Source organism: Streptomyces sp. NBC_01334 (assembly GCF_035983595.1).
Taxonomy (GTDB): Bacteria; Actinomycetota; Actinomycetes; order Streptomycetales; family Streptomycetaceae; genus Streptomyces; species Streptomyces coriariae.
The window spans coordinates 3378450-3394505 of sequence record NZ_CP130718.1; the positions used below are offsets into that span (position 1 = coordinate 3378450).

Below are 16056 nucleotides of genomic sequence, written 5' to 3' on the forward strand. Positions count from 1 at the left end.
CGGCTCCGCCTCGGGGGCCCGACCAGCCACAACGCCCCGCGCCGGGCAGGAGCGGGGCACCCCTGCGGTCTCCGCGGCCCAACCCGAGCGGCGCGTGCGGCAGAATTTTGGCCATGGGGATAGTCGCCGGGTTGGACAGTTCACCCGATTTCACTCGTATCGTCGTCTGCGACGCGGACACCGGAGCCGTGCTCCGGCAGGGGTATGCGCCGCATCCGATGGAAGGCGCCGAGAGTGCGGGAGGGCGGCCCTCCGATGTCGATCCGCAGGCCTGGCTGCTGTCCCTGGGCGAGGCCGCGGGTGGTGGGCTGCTCGAGGGGGTGCAGGCCATCGGCGTGTCCTCGCAGCAGAACGCCGTCGTGCCGCTGGACGCGCAGGGCAACACCGTGCGGCCGGCGATGGTCGGCGGGGACAAGCGGGCGCAGGTCGCGGCGGCCGACCTGATCGACGCGGTCGGCGGGCGCGAGGCATGGGCGCAGGCGGTGGGATGCGTCCCGCAGGCCGCCCAGCCGGTGACCAAGCTGCGCTGGCTGGCGAAGAACGAACCGGACGCCGCCGCCCGGACCGCCGTACTGCTCCAGGCCCACGACTGGCTGGTGTGGCAGCTCCTCGGGCGGCCGGTGCGAAGGACCACCGATCGCGGCGGAGCCTCCGGGACCGGGTACTGGTCCGCCGCCACCGGCGGTTATCGGCCAGATCTCGTCGAGCTGGCGCTCGGTCACCAGGCCATGCTTCCCGAGGTGATCGGACCGTCCGAAGCGGCCGGTACGACGCCGGAGGGACTGCTGATCTCCGCCGGGACCGGCGAGACCATGGCCGCGGCCCTGGGGCTGGGAATCGGACACGGGGACGCGGTCGTCTCCCTCGGCGCCTCCGGGTCGGTGATGGCCGTGCACCACGAGGCGCTCGTCGACCAGAGCGGGATGATCACCTCGCTGGCCGACGCGACGGGCATGCACCTGCCGGTCGTCACCACCCTGAACGCCGTACGGACCCTGCGCGGGGCCGCCGAGCTGATCGGGGCGGCCGATCTGGAGGCACTGTCGGACCTGGCGATGAAGTCGACGCCGGGGTCGCACGGGCTGGTCATGCTGCCCTACCTGGAGGGTGAGCGGACGCCGAACCTGCCGCACACGGCCGGGACGCTGGCGGGCCTGCGCCGCGAGTCGATGAAGCCCGAGCACTTCGCGCGGGCCGCCTTCGAGGGCATGCTGTGCGGGCTCGCGGACGCGCTCGACGTGCTGCGCGGCCGGGGCGTGGAGGTGCGGCGCATCTTCCTCCTCGGGGCGGCGGCCGAGCTGCCGGCCGTGCAGGCGGCGGCGCCCGCGCTGTTCGGCGCGCAGGTCGTCGTGCCGCAGCCGGCGGACTACGCGGCGATCGGAGCCGCCCGGCAGGCCGCGTGGGCGCTCGGAGCGTCCCAGGGCACCCTCGACCCGCGGACCCCGCCGGCCTGGCAGGGCGCGGCCGCGCAGGTCCTCGACCCGGGCGAGGAGCTGGCGGTCGGGCAGGCGGTGCGGCAGCAGTACGTGTCGGTGCGGGAGCAGACGCATCCGGGGGCGTTCCGCGGATAGCAGCGAGGGGTTCCGCGGACGGGAGTGAAGCGTTCCGCGGACAGAGGCGCACGCGGCGTACAGGGCGCATGGGGTGCGTCGGGTGTACAGGTGTGCGTCCGGCTTGCGCAGACGGCCGTAAAAGCACTGCTCTCAGCTTAATCAGTTGAGGTAACGCGGGTGGAGTGTTCAACGATAGGGGCCAGGGGCAACCAATGCCCCTCCCCGCCGACTCCGAGAGACGTAGCGTGCTCATACGACTACTACGGACCTATCTCAGGCCCTACAAGAAACCCATCGCCCTGCTCGTGGCGCTCCAGTTCCTCCAGACCTGCGCCACTCTCTACCTGCCCACACTGAACGCGCACATCATCGACAACGGCGTCGTCGAGGGAGACACCGGATACATCCTGTCCTTCGGCGGCGTGATGATCGGCATCTCGCTGGCGCAGGTCGTGTGCAACATCGGCGCCGTGTACTACGGCGCCAGAACCGCTTCCGCGCTCGGCCGGGACCTTCGGGGGGCCGTCTTCGACCGGGTGCAGTCCTTCTCCGCCCGCGAGGTCGGCCAGTTCGGCGCCCCCTCGCTGATCACCCGGACGACCAACGACGTCCAGCAGATCCAGATGCTGGCCCTGATGACGTTCACGCTGATGGTGTCGGCGCCCATCATGTGCGTGGGCGGGGTGGTGCTGGCGCTCGGCCTGGACGTGCCGCTGTCCGCGGTGCTCGTCGCCGTGGTGCCGGTGCTGGGCATCTGCGTGACGCTGATCGTGCGCCGGCTGCGGCCGCTGTTCCGGTCGATGCAGGTGAAGCTGGACACCGTGAACCGGGTGCTGCGTGAGCAGATCACCGGCAACCGGGTGATCCGCGCCTTCGTCCGCGACGAGTACGAGCAGCAGCGGTTCCGGGAGGCCAACAGCGACCTCACCGACATCTCGCTGAAGACCGGCAACCTGCTCGCGCTGATGTTCCCGGTGGTCATGACCACGGTGAACCTGTCGTCGATCGCCGTGGTGTGGTTCGGCGCCCATCGGATCGACAGCGGTGAGATGCAGATCGGTGATCTGACCGCCTTCCTCGCCTACCTCATGCAGATCGTCATGTCCGTGATGATGGCCACCTTCATGTTCATGATGGTGCCGCGCGCGGAGGTGTGCGCCGAGCGCATCCAGGAGGTGCTGGACACCTCGTCGTCCGTGGTGCCGCCGGTGGCTCCCGTCACCGAGCTGCGCCGGCACGGGCACCTGGAGATCCGGGGGGCCGGATTCCGCTATCCCGGCGCCGAGGAGCCCGTCCTGAAGTCCATCGAGCTGGTGGCGCGGCCGGGTGAGACGACGGCCGTGATCGGCTCGACCGGCAGCGGCAAGTCCACGCTGCTCGGGCTGGTGCCCCGGCTGTTCGACGCCACCGAGGGCGAGGTGCTCGTCGACGGCGTGGCCGTCGCCGAGGTCGACCCGGTGCTGCTCGCGAAGACCGTCGGATTTGTACCGCAGAGGCCGTACCTGTTCGCGGGCACGGTGGCGACCAACCTGCGCTACGGCAATCCGGACGCGACGGACGAGGAGCTGTGGCACGCGCTGGAGGTGGCGCAGGCCAAGGGCTTCGTGGAGGGTCTGGAGAACGGGCTCGACTCCCCCATCGCGCAGGGCGGGACGAATGTCTCCGGTGGCCAGCGGCAGCGGCTCGCGATCGCCCGGACGCTCGTGCAGCGGCCGGAGATCTACCTCTTCGACGACTCCTTCTCCGCACTGGACTACGCCACCGACGCGGCACTGCGGGCGGCGCTCGGGCGGGAGACCGCCGAGGCGACCGTGGTGATCGTCGCCCAGCGGGTGGCCACCATCCGCGACGCCGACCGGATCATCGTCCTGGACGAGGGTCTGGTCGTCGGCACGGGCACCCACCGCGAGCTGATGGCGGCCAACGAGACCTACCGGGAGATCGTGCTCTCCCAGCTCACGGAAGCGGAGGCTGCCTGATGGCCGGGCCCATGGGACGCATGATGGCCGGCACCGGTCCCGACAGCCACTCGCTGGACTTCAAGGTGTCCGGCAGGCGGCTGCTCGCCCAGTTCAAGCCGGAGCGGTTCACCCTCTACGCGATGCTGGCCTGCGTGACGCTGAGCGTCGGCCTCAGCGTGGTCGGGCCGAAGATCCTCGGCAAGGCCACCGACCTGGTCTTCGCGGGCATCGTCGGACGGCAGATGCCGGCCGGGGCGAGCAAGGAGCAGGTCCTCGACTCGATGCGGGAACGCGGCGAGGGCAGCGTCGCCGACATGCTCAGGAGCACCGACTTCACCCCCGGCAAGGGCATCGACTTCGGCTCGGTCGGCGAGGTCCTGCTGTTCGCGCTCGGGGTGTTCCTGATCGCCGGTCTGCTGATGGCGGTGGCGACGCGGCTGGTCAACCGGTCCGTCAACCGCACCATGTTCCGGATGCGCGAGGACGTGCAGACGAAGCTGTCCCGGCTGCCGCTGTCGTACTTCGACAAGCGTCAGCGCGGCGAGGTGCTGTCCCGCGCCACCAACGACATCGACAACATCGGGCAGACGCTCCAGCAGTCGATGGGCCAGCTGATCAACTCGCTGCTGACCGTCATCGGCGTGCTGGCGATGATGTTCTGGGTGTCGTGGATCCTGGCGCTGGTCGCGCTGGTGACCGTGCCGCTGTCGTTCGTCGTCGCCACCCGCGTGGGCAAGCGGTCGCAGCCGCACTTCGTGCAGCAGTGGCGCACCACCGGCAAGCTCAACGCCCACATCGAGGAGATGTACACCGGCCACACGCTGGTGAAGGTGTTCGGCCGCCAGGAGGAGTCGGCACAGCAGTTCGCCGAGCAGAACGACGCGCTGTACGAGGCCGGGTTCAAGGCGCAGTTCAACAGCGGGGTCATGCAGCCGCTGATGATGTTCGTGTCGAACATCAACTACGTGCTGGTCGCGGTGGTCGGCGGGCTGCGCGTCGCGTCGGGTTCCCTGTCCATCGGTGACGTGCAGGCGTTCATCCAGTACTCGCGCCAGTTCTCGATGCCGCTGACGCAGCTCGCGTCGATGGCGAACCTGGTGCAGTCCGGTGTCGCCTCGGCCGAGCGGGTCTTCGAACTCCTGGACGCGGAGGAGCAGGAGGCGGACCCGGTGGCGGCCGAGCGGCCCGCGGAGCTGCGCGGGCGGGTGGCGCTGGAGGGCGTGTCCTTCCGGTACGACCCGGAGAAGCCGCTGATCGAGGACCTGTCCCTGACGGTGGAACCCGGCCACACGGTCGCCATCGTCGGCCCGACGGGCGCCGGCAAGACGACGCTGGTGAACCTGCTCATGCGGTTCTACGACGTCTCCGGCGGGCGCATCACCCTCGACGGTGTCGACATAGCGAAGATGTCCCGCGACGAACTCCGCGCCGGGATCGGCATGGTGCTCCAGGACACCTGGCTGTTCGGCGGCACCATCGCGGAGAACATCGCGTACGGGGCGTCGGGTGAGGTCACCCGCGGCGAGATCGAGGAGGCGGCGCGGGCCGCGCACGCCGACCGGTTCGTCCGCACCCTTCCCGACGGCTACGACACGGTGATCGACGACGAGGGCAGCGGGGTCTCCGCCGGTGAGAAGCAGCTGATCACCATCGCGCGGGCGTTCCTGTCCGACCCGACGATCCTGGTGCTCGACGAGGCGACCAGCTCCGTCGACACCCGCACCGAGGTGCTGATCCAGAAGGCGATGGCGAAGCTGGCGCACGGGCGTACGTCGTTCGTCATCGCGCACCGGCTGTCGACCATCCGGGACGCCGACACCATCCTGGTGATGGAGAACGGCTCGATCGTCGAGCAGGGCGCGCACACCGACCTGCTGGCGGCCGGCGGGGCCTACGCGCGGCTGTACAAGGCACAGTTCGCGCAGGCACTGGCCGAGGTCGACTGACGGTCCCTTCCCGGAGGCGTCCCAGGGGCGTCTCCGGGGCGTCCGCGGGACCGGCGGGGGCCGCTCGCACCGGGTGACGGCGAGCGGCTCCGCTCAGTCGAGGTAGCCCCTCAGCTGGTCCGCGAAGGCGTGGTCGCGGAGTTTGTTGAGGGTCTTGGACTCGATCTGCCGGATCCGCTCGCGTGTCACGCCGAAGATGCGGCCGATCTCCTCCAGCGTGCGCGGCCGGCCGTCCGCCAGTCCGTAGCGCAGCTGGACGACCTTCCGCTCGCGTTCGCCGAGGGTGGAGAGCACGGCCTCCAGGTGCTCGCGCAGCAGCAGGAAGGCCGCCGACTCGACGGGGCTGGCCGCGTCGCCGTCCTCGATGAGGTCGCCGAGGGCCACGTCGTCCTCCTCGCCCACCGGGGCGTGCAGCGAGACCGGCTCCTGGGCCAGCCGCAGGACCTCACCGACGCGTTCCGGCAGCAGGTCGAGCTGGGCGGCCACCTCTTCCGCGGTCGGCTCGTAGCCGCGCTCCTGGAGCATCCGGCGCTGGACGCGGACGACCCGGTTGATGAGTTCGACGACATGGACCGGGACGCGGATGGTGCGGGCCTGGTCGGCCAGCGCGCGGGACATGGCCTGGCGGATCCACCAGGTGGCGTACGTGGAGAACTTGTAGCCGCGGGCGTAGTCGAACTTCTCGACCGCCCGGATCAGGCCGAGGTTGCCCTCCTGGACGAGGTCGAGCATGGTGAGCCCGCGCCCCACGTACCGCTTGGCGACCGAGACCACGAGCCGCAGGTTGGCCTCGATCAGCCGCCGCTTGGCCATCCGGCCCTGGACGACCAGCCGGTCGAGGTCGAGGGCCAGTTGACTGTCCAGGTCGGTCGCGCCGCTCAGCTTCTCCTCGGCGAACAGGCCGGCCTCCACGCACCGGGCCAGCTCGACCTCCTCGGCCGCGGTGAGCAGCGGGATGCGGCCGATCTCCCGCAGGTACTGCCGGAACAGGTCCGAGGAGGGGCTGCCGCTGTCGGTGGTGCGGGCGCGGGGTGGCGGGACGGGTTCGGGGGCGTCCTCGGGAACGTCCTCCAGAGCCTCGGCGGGCGGCTCGGACTCGGGCTCGGACTCGGGCTCGGCCTGCGTCTCCGGATGCGCTTCAGGGTGGGTCTCGGGGTGGTGCGCGGCACGGTTCTGCGGCGGGACGGCGGCCAGGACGTCGGTCTCGGCGTCCGGTTCCGTGCCGTCGGCCGTGCCGGCACCGGTGGTACCGGCCGTACTCTCGGCAGTGCTGACGGTCTGGGTCAGGGTCTGGGTCTGCACGGGGGCGACCTCCAGGATGATCGCTGCTGAGGTGAGCAGCAGCGGTACTTCGGGGGCGGAGTCGGCGGCCACGCCGCGTCCGTCCGGGATCGGCCGCGCTCCGAGGACTCAGGCACCGCACCCCAGTGTGGAGTACGACACACAGCCGCCACGAGGGGCGTGCGACGACTTTTTGAGTCCGGTGCGTGACCGCGTGGTTACCCTGCCGCGGGCGGCGGCTCAGAGAGCGGACGGGCCCTCGTGCTGCAACGCCCTGTCGTACCTGGTCAGGATCATCATCTCGTTCTGGACGGCGGCCGACTGGGCCGGGTCCGTGTGGCCGAGACGGGTCAGCGTGCCCTGGAGATCGGTGAGCCTGCGGGTCACGGCCCTGCGGCGGACCGTCACCAGCTGCTCCCCCGCGTAGTTCTCGTCGACCGTGCGGCGCATGATCGCCTCGACAGCGAGCTCCGTCACCATCGCGCGGACCGCGTCGTCGGGCGCGGCCTCCCGGACCCGGACGAGGTACTCCTGCCCGTCCTTGACGCCGAACTCGGCGCCGCCCGCGTCCTGGATCGCCTGGCGTACGGCGGCGTAGGGCGCGGCGGTGAACTCGTCGATCCCGTACGCGTCGAAGGCCGGGGAGACCAGTTCGGGGCGCTGGAGGGCGAGCTTCAGCAGCTCGCGTTCGGTGGCGTAGACGGCGTTGCGGAGATTGAGGGCGGGGCCGCCCGCGGCGGGCCGGGAGGCGGACTCGTACGGCTGGGGGCCACGGGCCGGCGCCGGGCCCTTGCCGCCCCGGTCGCGGGCCCAACGGGCCAGCTGGGCAACCCTCTTGACGACGAACTGGGTGTCCAGGATGCCGAGCATGCCGGCCAGCTGGACGGCGACCTCGTGCTGGGCGCCGCTGTTCTTGATGCGGGCGACGATGGGCGCGGCCTCGTCCAGGGCGGCGGCGCGGCCCGCGGGGGTGTCGAGGTCGTAGCGGACGACGATCTGGCGGAGCGCGAACTCGAAGAGCGGCGTGCGTGGTTCGACCAGGTCGGCGACCGCCTCGTCGCCCTTCGCCAGGCGCAGGTCACAGGGGTCCATGTTGTCCGGCGCGATGGCGATGTACGTCTCGGCGGCGAACTTCTGGTCGTCCTCGAAGGCGCGCAGGGCAGCCTTCTGGCCGGCCGCGTCGCCGTCGAAGGTGAAGATGACGCGGGCGCTGCCGTTGTCCATGAGGAGCCGGCGGAGGATCTTGATGTGGTCGCCGCCGAAGGCCGTGCCGCAGGTCGCGATGGCGGTGGTGACGCCGGCCAGGTGGCAGGCCATGACGTCGGTGTAGCCCTCGACGACGACCGCGCGGCTGGACTTGGCGATGTCCTTCTTCGCGAGGTCGATGCCGTAGAGGACCTGGGACTTCCGGTAGATCGCCGTGTCGGGCGTGTTGAGGTACTTGGGCCCGTTGTCGGCCTCGTAGAGCTTGCGCGCGCCGAAGCCGACGACCTCTCCGCCGATGTCCCGGATGGGCCACATCAGCCGGCCCCGGAAGCGGTCGATGGGCCCGCGGCGCCCCTCCTGGGAGAGCCCGGAGAGGATCAGCTCCTTGTCGGTGAATCCCTTGCCGCGCAGGAAGCGGGTGAGGTGGTCCCAGCCCTGGGGGCTGTAGCCGACGCCGAAGTGCACGGCCGCGGCCTGGTCGAAGCCGCGCTCGGCGAGGAAGATCCGACCGGTGTCGGCCTCGGATCCGGTGGCGAGCTGTTCCGCGTACCACTCGGCGGCGATCTTGTGCGCCTCGACGAGGCGGATGCGTTCGCCGCGCTGGTGGGCGGGGTTGTAGCCGCCCTCCTCGTAGCGCAGGGTGATGCCGGCCTGGGCGGCGAGCCGCTCGACCACCTCGGAGAAGGTGAGGTGGTCGACCTTCATCACGAACGTGATGGTGTCGCCGCCCTCCTGGCAGCCGAAGCAGTGGAACAGTCCCTTGCTCGGGCTGACCTGGAAGGACGGCGACTTCTCGTCGTGGAACGGGCAGAGGCCCTTGAGGTTGCCGCCGCCCGCGTTCCGCAGCTGGAGGTACTCGGACACCACGGCGTCGATCGGGACCGCGTCCCGTACCGCCTTCACGTCCTCGTCGTTGATCCGTCCTGCCACGAGGTGATTCTACGGGGGCGCGCCGACATCTCCGGCGGGCCGTGGTGTCCTTGGGGTGCGCGGGGCTGTGAGATGTGCGGCGCGCCCGCGGGGGCACGAGCGGCCGCACACGCCCCACGGCCGGCGGACGACGGCCCCGCGGACGACCGGAACCCGGCCTAGGCGCCGAGGCCGTCCAGCGGCACCCTGGGGTCCGCCAGGGCCTCCGTGTCGATCCGCTCGCGCGAGCGGATCAGCTTCTGGATCGGCTCTGTGACGTCCCACACGTTCACGTTCATCCCGGCGAGGAGGCGGCCCTCCTTCAGCCAGAACGCGACGAACTCCCGCTTGCCCGCGTCACCGCGGATCACCACCTCGTCGTACGTCCCCGGCGGGGCCCAGCCGCTGTACTCCATGCCCAGGTCGTACTGGTCGGAGAAGAAGTAGGGCACGCGGTCGTAGGTGACGTCCTGGCCGAGCATCGCGCGGGCGGCCGCCGGGCCGCCGTTCAGGGCGTTGGCCCAGTGCTCGACGCGCAGCCGGGTGTCGAAGAGACCGTGCGGGAAGGACGCGACGTCGCCGGCCGCGTAGATGTCGGGGTCGGAGGTGCGCAGCCGGGCGTCGACCGCGATCCCGCCGCCGTGCGCGCGGTCGGCGAGGGTGAGGCCCGCCGCCTCCGCGAGGCCCGTGCGGGGGGCCGCGCCGATCGCCGCGAGGACGTCGTGCGCCGGGTGTTCCTCGCCGTCGTCGGTGCGGACGGCGAGGACCATGCCGTCCTGGCCGACGATCTCGGTGAGCCGGGCGCCGAAGTGGAAGCGGACGCCGTGCTCGCGATGCAGGTCGGCGAAGACGGAGCCGAGCTCCGGGCCGAGGACGCCGTGCAGCGGGGTGGGCTCCGGTTCGACGACGGTGACCTCGGCGCCGTACCCGCGGGCCGCCGCCGCGATCTCCAGGCCGATCCAGCCGCCGCCGGCGATCACGATATGGCCGTTGTCACGGCCGAGGGCGGCCAGGACGCCCTTGAGGCGCTCGGCGTGCGCGAGCCGGCGCAGATGGTGCACGCCCGCGAGGTCGGTGCCGGGGATGTCCAGCCGACGGGGTTCCGCCCCGGTGACGAGGAGCAGCTTGTCGTAGTGGACGAGCGTGCCGTCGTCACCGAAGCGGACCGTCTTCGCGGTGCGGTCGATCGCGTCGACGGTCTGGCCGAGGTGCAGCTCGATGTCGTTCTGCGCGTACCAGGCGGGCTCGTGCACGAAGACGCTCTCCCGCGTCTCCTTGCCGAGCAGGAAGCCCTTCGAGAGCGGCGGCCGCTCGTAGGGGTGGTCGCGTTCGTCGCAGATCAGTATCACGCGGCCGGTGAAGCCCTCCGCCCTCAGCGTCTCGGCCGCCTTGGCGCCGGCCAGGCCTCCTCCGACGATGACAAATGTCTGATCCGCGTCGACCACGTGATGCCTCCTACCGGGTTTCTGGGGGGTGGTCCCCCAGAGAACACTGTGCGTGCCGCCACATGCGAGCGTCCCGCACGCAGCGTGATGGGGGAAGGGGGACGTGCCCGATCAGGGCACGTCGGGTCACGTTCCGGGCCCGTTCGGGCGCACCCGGTCCGCACTTGTCAGGATCTCGTCCGCTCCGTCAGACGGCTGTGCAGCGAGCGGGCCGAGGCGTCGGTGAGGGAGGCGATCTGGTCGACGACGACCCGCTTGCGGGCGCGGTCGTCGGACGCCTGGTCGAACAGGGCGCGGAACTGGGGGTCGAGGCCGTCGGGGGCGCGGGCGGTGAGCGCCTCGGCGAGCTCGCTGATGATGACGCGCTGGTCGGCGCGCAGGACTTCTTGTTCGGCGCGCTGCATGACGTACCGGTCGGCGACCGCCTTGAGGACCGCGCACTCCAGGCGCGCCTCTTCGGGTACGACGAGTTCGGCGCCGTAACGGGTGAGACGCCCGGTGCCGTACCGCGCGCGGGTGGCGCCCTCGGCGGCCAGGCAGAAGCGGCCGATGAGCTGGCTGGTGGCGTCCTTCAGCCGGGCCTGGGCGGCCGCCGTGCCGTCGTAGCCGTGCGGCCACCAGTCCTGGTCCTGGAGACGGTCGAGGGCGGCGGCGAGCTCGGCCGGATCGGTGCCCGCGGGGACGTAGCGGCCGACGGCGACCCGGAAGATCTCCCGCCGCTCCGGTTCGGCGTGCAGGCAGTTGGGGTCGATGTGCCCCGCGTGCAGGCCGTCCTCCACGTCGTGCACCGAGTACGCCACGTCGTCGGCCCAGTCCATGACCTGCGCCTCGAAGCACGTACGCGTACCGGGGGCCGTTTCGCGGACCCAGTCGAAGACGGGCCTGTCGTCCTCGTAGACACCGAACTTGCCGGACGTCGGGTCGACGGGGTGGGCGTCCCGGGGCCAGGGGTACTTGGTGGCGGCGTCGAGGGCGGCCCGGGTGAGGTTGAGGCCCACGGAGCCCTCGGCGGTGAAGCGTTTGGGCTCGATGCGGGTGAGCAGCCTCAGCGACTGGGCGTTGCCCTCGAAGCCGCCGCAGTCGCGCGCGAACTCGTTCAGCGCCTGTTCGCCGTTGTGTCCGAACGGGGGGTGCCCGAGGTCGTGGGAGAGACAGGCCGCCTCGACCAGGTCGGGATCGCAGCCGAGGGCGGCGCCCAGCTCACGGCCCACCTGGGCGCACTCCAGGGAGTGGGTGAGACGGGTGCGGGGGGTGGCGTCCCAGGCGTCGGTGCGGGTGCCCGGGGTCACCACCTGGGTCTTGCCGGAGAGCCTCCTCAGCGCGGAGGAGTGCAGGACGCGGGCGCGGTCTCGTTGGAAGGCGGTCCGGCCGGGGCGTTTGTCCGGCTCGGGGGCCCAGCGGGCGACTGACGTCGGGTCATAGGCGGTGTCGAGGTGTGCGGTGCCTTCCATGCCTCGACAGTAAGCGGCGGGGGTGACAATCGGGTGGTACCGGGCCCCTGCCCGGCCGTCGGGTCCGGCACGTCGGTGGGTCCGTCCGGCACGTCGGTGGGTGCGGGCCGCCCGGGGGGCTCAGGCCGACGCCAGTTCGGGGGCCGTGCTCGCCGGGGTCGCCCAGGCCTGGTCGTAGCGGTGCAGGAGCAGGCTCGCCATCGCCGGGTGCGTGCCCAGCGGGGCGGACGCGATCCAGGGGGCCGCCTGCGCGCACTCGGTCGCGAAGCGGCCGGGAGCCGTGAAATACGAGGCGACCGCCACCCGGTCACGGCCTCGCGCGGCCAGCGCCCGCAGCGCCGTCGGGACGGTCGGGGTCGCCGTGGAGGCGTACGCGGGGACCACCGGGACGCCCAGTCGGCGCGCCAGGAGACGGGCCGTACGGCGGGTGTCGACGGCCGAGTCGGGGTCGCGGGAGCCCGCCGCCGCGAGGACGACCGCACTCGTCCGGCGTTCCTCCTGCGTCAGGTCCGTGCGCCAGCCCGCCTCGACCAGGCGGGTGTACAGGGTCTCCACGAGGAACGGGTGCGGGCCGAGCGGTGCGGCCACGCGCGTGTGCACCCGCGCCTTCGCGGCCATCTCGGGGATGTCCCGCCTGACGTGGTAGCCGCGGGCCAGGAGCAGCGGGACCAGGACGGCGTCCGTCGTGCCGTGGGCGTCGAGGTCGGCGAGGGTGTCCGTCAGCAGCGGCTCGTTGAGCTCGATGTGACCGAGGTGCACCGGCAGCCCGGGGCGCTGCTCGCGGACGCGGTCCAGGAGCGTGCGGACGGTGCTCAGCGCGCGCGGGTCGCGGCTGCCGTGGGCGACGACGACCAGCGCGGGCGGGCCGGGACGCCGGCGGCCGTCGAGCTGGACGAGGCTGAGCTGGCTGGCGAGCTGGGAGCTGATCCGGTTCATGATGTGCGCCGTACTGTCGAGGTGGACTTCGGACTCGTCGTACTGAGCGGGCGACGCCTTCATGGACAGATCCTGACGGCACGAGGTTGCACCCCCGTTGCCTGACCGTCACGAGTGTTTTCCGGTCGTTCACGCCGGGCCCGGGGGCGGTGTGAGATGTGGCTCGTGGCGCGGGAACGAACCCGATCACCGTCGGCTGCGTCTTCCCGGGCCGAAGGGGCTTGCGACCTGCTCGCCCGTTCGACCCGTTTCGACCTGGGGGATCACCGTATGGACATCCGTCGACCGCGGCTGCCGCGCACCCGAGCCGGCCGGCGGCGGCTGGTGCAGGCCGTGATGGCCGGGTGCGTGCTCGCGCTCCTGCCGGCCACCTGGCTGTACGTCTCCACGGCCGACCGGCTCGGTACGACCGCCGACGCGCCTCGCACCGAGGTCGCCGTCGTGTTCGGCGCCGGTCTGTGGGACGGCGAGCCCTCGCCGTATCTCGCGCACCGGCTGGACGCGGCGGCGAAGCTGTACCGGGAGGGCCGTATCGAGGTCGTGCTCGTGACGGGGGACAACAGCCGCGAGGACTACGACGAGCCCGACGCCATGCGCACCTATCTGACCGGGCACGGGGTGCCCGACGCGCGGATCGTCAGCGACTACGCCGGTTTCGACACCTGGGACTCCTGCGTCCGCGCCAAGAAGATCTTCGGCGTCGACAAGGCCGTGCTGATCAGCCAGGACTTCCACATCCGGCGGGCCGTCGCCCTGTGCGAGGCGGCGGGGGTGGACTCGTACGGCGTCGGGGTCGCCGCCAAGCACGACGTGACCTGGTACTACGGGGGCGCCCGGGAGGTTCTCGCGGCCGGCAAGGCGGCCCTGGACGCGGTCTTCGAACCGGACCCCCGGTTCCTCGGACCGAAGGAACCGGGAGTGACGAGGGCCCTCGCCGACGACCGGTGAGGGGGCGGGTGGGGCGGTGGCCGGGGCAACGGGTGCGCGGCTGGTGCGGCGGTCCCGCCCCGGCGGGCGCCTCACCGCGGGCCCGGTCCGGTGAGGAGGGCACCACCACACCGCCGTAACAGGAGACCGCACGGCGCGTAACACGGCCGAAGCACGCTGGAGCGTATGCCGACCACTTCGACGCCCACCCACTGCCCGTACTGCGCCCTGCAGTGCGGGATGGCCCTGTCGCCCCTGCCCACGGGGGGCGTCGAGGTGGTCGAGCGCCCGGACTTCCCGGTGAACCGCGGCGCGCTGTGCGGCAAGGGCCGTACGGCGCCGGCGGTGCTCTCCTCCCGGGTGCGGCTGACCTCCCCGTTGGTGCGCTCCGGCGATTCGCTCGTGCCGGCCACCTGGGAGGAGGCGCTGGACCGGATCGCCGGGGAGTTCGCCAGGGTGCGGTCCGAGCACGGGGCCGACGCGCTCGGCGTGTTCGGCGGGGGCGGGCTGACGAACGAGAAGGCGTACACGCTCGGCAAGTTCGCGCGGGTCGTGCTCGGTACCTCGCAGATCGACTACAACGGCCGCTTCTGCATGTCGTCCGCGGCGGCGGCCGGCGTCAAGGCGTTCGGGCTCGACCGGGGACTCCCCTTCCCGCTGGAGGACATCCCGCGGACGGGGTGCGTGATCCTGGTCGGGTCCAACCTCGCGGAGACCATGCCGCCCGCTCTGCGGTTCTTCAACGAGCTGCGGGAGAACGGCGGCACGCTGATCGTGATCGACCCGCGCCGCACGAAGACCGCCGAGCAGGCCGACCTGCACCTCGCGCCCCGGCCGGGAACGGATCTCGCGCTGGCGCTGGGTCTGCTGCACCTGATCGTCGCCGAGGGGCGGGTCGACGAGGAGTACGTACGGGAACGGACCACCGGCTGGGAGGACGCGCGGGCGGCCGCCATGGCGCACTGGCCGGAGTACGTGGAGCGGATCACGGGGGTGTCCGTTCCTCAACTCCGGGAGACCGTAAGGCTGTTCTGCGAACCCGAGGCCGCGATGGTGCTCACCGCGCGCGGGCCCGAGCAGCAGTCCAAGGGCACCGACACGGTCGGCGCGTGGATCAACCTCTGCCTCGCGACGGGGCGGGCCGGGCGGCCGCTCAGCGGCTACGGCTGTCTGACCGGGCAGGGCAACGGGCAGGGCGGGCGCGAGCACGGCCAGAAGGCCGACCAGCTGCCGGGCTACCGCAAGCTGGACGACCCGGCGGCCCGGCGGCACGTCGCCGCGGTGTGGGGCGTCGACCCGGACTCGCTGCCCGGCCCCGGTCGCAGCGCGTACGAGTTGCTGGACGCGCTGGGGTCCGACGTCCGGTCGCTGCTGCTGATGGGGTCGAACCCGGTGGTCTCGGCGCCGCACGCCGCGCACATCGAGGAGCGCATCAAGTCCCTCGAGTTCCTCGCCGTCTGCGATGTCGTCCTGTCAGAGACGGCGGCCCTCGCGGACGTCGTCCTGCCGGTCACCCAGTGGGCGGAGGAGACGGGGACGACGACCAGCCTGGAGGGACGGGTCCTGCTGCGCCGCCAGGCGATCACCGCCCCGGAGGGCGTACGGAGCGACCTGGAGGTCCTGCACGAGCTGGCGGCACGGCTGGGCGTCGAGAAGGGCTTCCCGACCGACCCCGAGGAGGTCTTCGACGAACTCCGCCGAGCCAGCGCGGGCGGCGTCGCGGACTACTCCGGCATCACCTACGCGCGCCTGATGGAGGAGAGCGGCGCCGGGGTGTTCTGGCCCTGCCCGGCGGAGACAGAGACGGAGGGCCAAGCGGGGGCCGGGGATCGTGCGCCAGCCGGGGGCGATGCGGGCGCCGAGGGAGGCGAGGCAGGCGAGGCAGGCGAGCAGGTGTACCGGCGGACGGCGGTCGGTACGCCTCGGCTCTTTCTCGACCAGTTCGCCACGGAGGACGGACGGGCGCGCTTCGTGCCGGTCTCGCACCGGCCCAACGCCGAGGAACCGGACGACGACTACCCCGTCCTGCTCACCACCGGGCGGGTCGTGTCGCAGTACCAGTCCGGCGCCCAGACCCGCCGCGTGGACGAGCTGAACGCCGCCGCGCCCGGCCCGTTCGTGGAACTGCACCCCCGGCTGGCGGCGCGGCTCGGAGCGTCCGAGGGCGACCCGCTGGCCGTGGTGTCGCGACGCGGACGGGCGGTGGCCCCGGCCCGGATCACCACCGGGATCCGCCCCGACACCGTCTTCATGCCGTTCCACTGGCCGGGCGAGGGCCGCGCCAACACGCTGACCAACCCGGCGCTGGACCCGACCTCGCGCATGCCGGAGTTCAAGGTGTGCGCGGTGCGGGTGGAGATCGCCGGGTAACCGGCCGCCTTCAGCCGACCGCCGACCGTCGTCAGCCGACCGCCGACCGTCGTCAGCCGACCGCCGACCGT

General features: G+C 72.0%; 9 protein-coding genes and 1 pseudogene. 5 read left to right on the forward strand and 5 right to left on the reverse strand.

Annotated elements, in window-relative coordinates; genetic code table 11:
* Nucleotides 1–113: 113 nt before the first annotated feature.
* The 3 genes from OG736_RS15230 (at nucleotide 114) to OG736_RS15240 (ending at nucleotide 5460) form a co-directional block, all read left to right on the forward strand.
* A complete protein-coding gene (locus tag OG736_RS15230; protein ID WP_028806369.1) occupies nucleotides 114–1571 on the forward strand; it encodes a xylulokinase in 1458 nt (485 codons plus the stop codon).
* A 227-nt stretch (nucleotides 1572–1798) separates the two neighbouring features.
* On the forward strand, nucleotides 1799–3532 hold the full coding sequence (locus OG736_RS15235; RefSeq protein WP_327182922.1) for an ABC transporter ATP-binding protein: 1734 nt from the start codon (nucleotides 1799–1801) through the stop codon (nucleotides 3530–3532).
* The gene (locus tag OG736_RS15240) at nucleotides 3532–5460 is read left to right on the forward strand and encodes an ABC transporter ATP-binding protein (RefSeq protein ID WP_327182923.1); all 1929 of its coding nucleotides are present in this window, start codon (nucleotides 3532–3534) and stop codon (nucleotides 5458–5460) included. Before OG736_RS15235 ends, OG736_RS15240 begins: the two co-directional genes overlap by 1 nt.
* Nucleotides 5461–5553: 93 nt before the next feature.
* Here OG736_RS15240 and OG736_RS15245 read toward each other — a convergent pair.
* From OG736_RS15245 to OG736_RS15265, 5 genes and pseudogenes are all read right to left on the reverse strand, one after another.
* Nucleotides 5554–6878, reverse strand: a pseudogene (locus OG736_RS15245) (RNA polymerase sigma factor).
* A gap of 103 nt (nucleotides 6879–6981) precedes the next feature.
* The gene (gene dnaG, locus OG736_RS15250; RefSeq protein WP_327182925.1) at nucleotides 6982–8877 is read right to left on the reverse strand and encodes a DNA primase; all 1896 of its coding nucleotides are present in this window, start codon (nucleotides 8875–8877) and stop codon (nucleotides 6982–6984) included.
* A 158-nt stretch (nucleotides 8878–9035) separates the two neighbouring features.
* Nucleotides 9036–10301, reverse strand: coding sequence for an NAD(P)/FAD-dependent oxidoreductase (locus OG736_RS15255; protein ID WP_327182926.1), 1266 nt, complete (start codon nucleotides 10299–10301; stop codon nucleotides 9036–9038).
* Between the two features lie 167 nt (nucleotides 10302–10468).
* Complete coding sequence (locus tag OG736_RS15260) at nucleotides 10469–11752, reverse strand: deoxyguanosinetriphosphate triphosphohydrolase (RefSeq protein WP_327182927.1); 1284 nt, start codon at nucleotides 11750–11752, stop codon at nucleotides 10469–10471.
* A 120-nt stretch (nucleotides 11753–11872) separates the two neighbouring features.
* Nucleotides 11873–12751 (reverse strand): sirohydrochlorin chelatase, encoded by an 879-nt coding sequence (locus OG736_RS15265; RefSeq protein ID WP_327182928.1) that lies wholly within the window; start codon nucleotides 12749–12751, stop codon nucleotides 11873–11875.
* Nucleotides 12752–12958: 207 nt separating this feature from the next.
* Between OG736_RS15265 and OG736_RS15270 the strand changes: the two genes are divergently transcribed.
* Both OG736_RS15270 and OG736_RS15275 read left to right on the forward strand, forming a co-directional pair.
* Nucleotides 12959–13636: a SanA/YdcF family protein gene (locus tag OG736_RS15270; RefSeq protein ID WP_327182929.1), complete on the forward strand. Its 678-nt coding sequence runs from the start codon at nucleotides 12959–12961 to the stop codon at nucleotides 13634–13636.
* A 165-nt stretch (nucleotides 13637–13801) separates the two neighbouring features.
* Entirely contained in the window at nucleotides 13802–15985 is a 2184-nt protein-coding gene (locus OG736_RS15275; RefSeq protein ID WP_327182930.1) for a molybdopterin oxidoreductase family protein, read from the forward strand.
* The last annotated feature ends 71 nt before the right edge of the window (nucleotides 15986–16056 follow it).

Bases quoted from the DNA above. Each gene is read 5' to 3' on its own strand.
- OG736_RS15230 (WP_028806369.1), top strand. From the start codon at position 114: ATGGGGATAGTCGCCGGGTTGGACAGTTCACCCGATTTCACTCGTATC.
- OG736_RS15270 (WP_327182929.1), top strand. From the start codon at position 12,959: ATGGACATCCGTCGACCGCGGCTGCCGCGCACCCGAGCCGGCCGGCGG.
- OG736_RS15240 (WP_327182923.1), top strand. From the start codon at position 3,532: ATGGCCGGGCCCATGGGACGCATGATGGCCGGCACCGGTCCCGACAGC.
- OG736_RS15265 (WP_327182928.1), bottom strand. From the start codon at position 12,751: ATGAAGGCGTCGCCCGCTCAGTACGACGAGTCCGAAGTCCACCTCGAC.
- OG736_RS15275 (WP_327182930.1), top strand. From the start codon at position 13,802: ATGCCGACCACTTCGACGCCCACCCACTGCCCGTACTGCGCCCTGCAG.
- OG736_RS15260 (WP_327182927.1), bottom strand. From the start codon at position 11,752: ATGGAAGGCACCGCACACCTCGACACCGCCTATGACCCGACGTCAGTC.